Source organism: Pseudomonas sp. 2VD (assembly GCF_005503585.1).
In the GTDB taxonomy this organism is placed as follows: Bacteria; Pseudomonadota; Gammaproteobacteria; order Pseudomonadales; family Pseudomonadaceae; genus Pseudomonas; species Pseudomonas aeruginosa.
Map to the genome: position 1 here is coordinate 1 of NZ_SCND01000656.1, position 1,251 is coordinate 1,251.

The window sequence follows — 1,251 nt, forward strand, 5'->3', positions numbered from 1 at the left end:
ACTTGATGCACCGCTACAACTGGATCAGGCCGCATCAATTCAACGACGGGTTACCACCTGCGGTGGCCGAAGAAAAACTCAACCCACTGTCCGGGATGGGTTGACCACTACACCTCCATCTGACAGGGAAGCAGTGTCCAGCTGTCCAGCGAACTCAGTCCGCTCAGGCCCATCTTGTCGGCGGTGAAAACGGCTGGTTCGGCCAGGTCATACGCCCGATACCTCACCTTCCAGAGGGAGCTAATCCAGCAGGCATGGATGATCGAGGTGCGCGCCAGATCATCACGGAGGAGCTTGGTCATGGCCGCATTGCCATCACGAACTCGTATCTAGGATCTGCCCGCGGATAGGTCGGAATTCCAGCCCGTCACTTTGGCTGGAATCGATCCAACACCTGCGTTTTGCTGAGCGTAACAACCACTGCAGGGCTCCCTATGAACGAGCTGAAAATAATGGTCTGTATGCTCATCGCCGCCTTTGGGCTGCATCGAACCATCACTAAACCAGGCATCCGTGCCGACCAACTCTTATCTCTGCGTTGGCGCCAGAGGCTCGCCCATCTGGTCGCCTTTGCCCTCATCCCGATTACTTTTTTCGGATACCAGTCCCTAAGCACACCTGGTGTCGTAGTGCCCATGACTCTGGGTTTTGTTCTGGTGGTGTGGCTCCTGCCTGAACCATGGAGCACCTGCTGATGAATGCCAACGATTTAGCGGGCTTTGCCTGGATATTTGGCACCTTTCCGGGAGTCGTCGAACAACTAGTGGTCTCTACCAGCCCGCTTATGGTCGCCCTCAGCAATGCGACAGGCAGGCTGCTACCGGGTGCCGGAGCAGTGTTACTGATCCTCATCGTGCTCAAGGTCAGCAACGGGAGAGCAATGCTCCAGAGTGTTATCGGCGGTTTCCTGGTCGCCCTCGTGATTATCTGGGGCCTACAGCCAGCCAAGCTCACGCTTCCCTCAGGGACGACGGTGGATTCAGTGAACTTAACCGCCCATAGCGCGACAGTCGCCCTTTCGATACAGCAAATACTTGCTAGTGCACTGCAGGGCTCGTTGAGTGAACGCTTCAACAAAGCCGGAGAATTTCTGCCGGCGCAAAGCGTCACCGCTGCTGCAGTAGAGCGAGCGGCCTCCCAGTTCGGCAACACCGATCTGGCTCGACTCATCCGCGACTACAACGCCCAATGCAACCCTGACGCTGGTGTGTTCAAAGAGACACAAAATTCGACCCCCATTGAGGCATACCA

2 protein-coding genes and 1 pseudogene are annotated in these 1,251 nt (G+C 56.4%); 2 read left to right on the forward strand and 1 reads right to left on the reverse strand.

Annotated elements, in window-relative coordinates:
• Window positions 1–107: 107 nt before the first annotated feature.
• On the reverse strand, window positions 108–302 hold the full coding sequence (locus FFS27_RS32840; protein ID WP_023100776.1) for a hypothetical protein: 195 nt from the start codon (window positions 300–302) through the stop codon (window positions 108–110).
• Window positions 303–434: 132 nt separating this feature from the next.
• Here FFS27_RS32840 and FFS27_RS32845 point away from each other — a divergent pair, with 132 nt between their 5' ends.
• Together FFS27_RS32845 and FFS27_RS32850 are read left to right on the forward strand one after the other, a co-directional pair.
• A complete protein-coding gene (locus tag FFS27_RS32845; RefSeq protein ID WP_023100775.1) occupies window positions 435–695 on the forward strand; it encodes a hypothetical protein in 261 nt (86 codons plus the stop codon).
• Window positions 695–1,251 (forward strand): annotated as a pseudogene (locus tag FFS27_RS32850) (hypothetical protein); the annotation flags it as partial. The gene FFS27_RS32845 and the pseudogene FFS27_RS32850, both read left to right, overlap by 1 nt.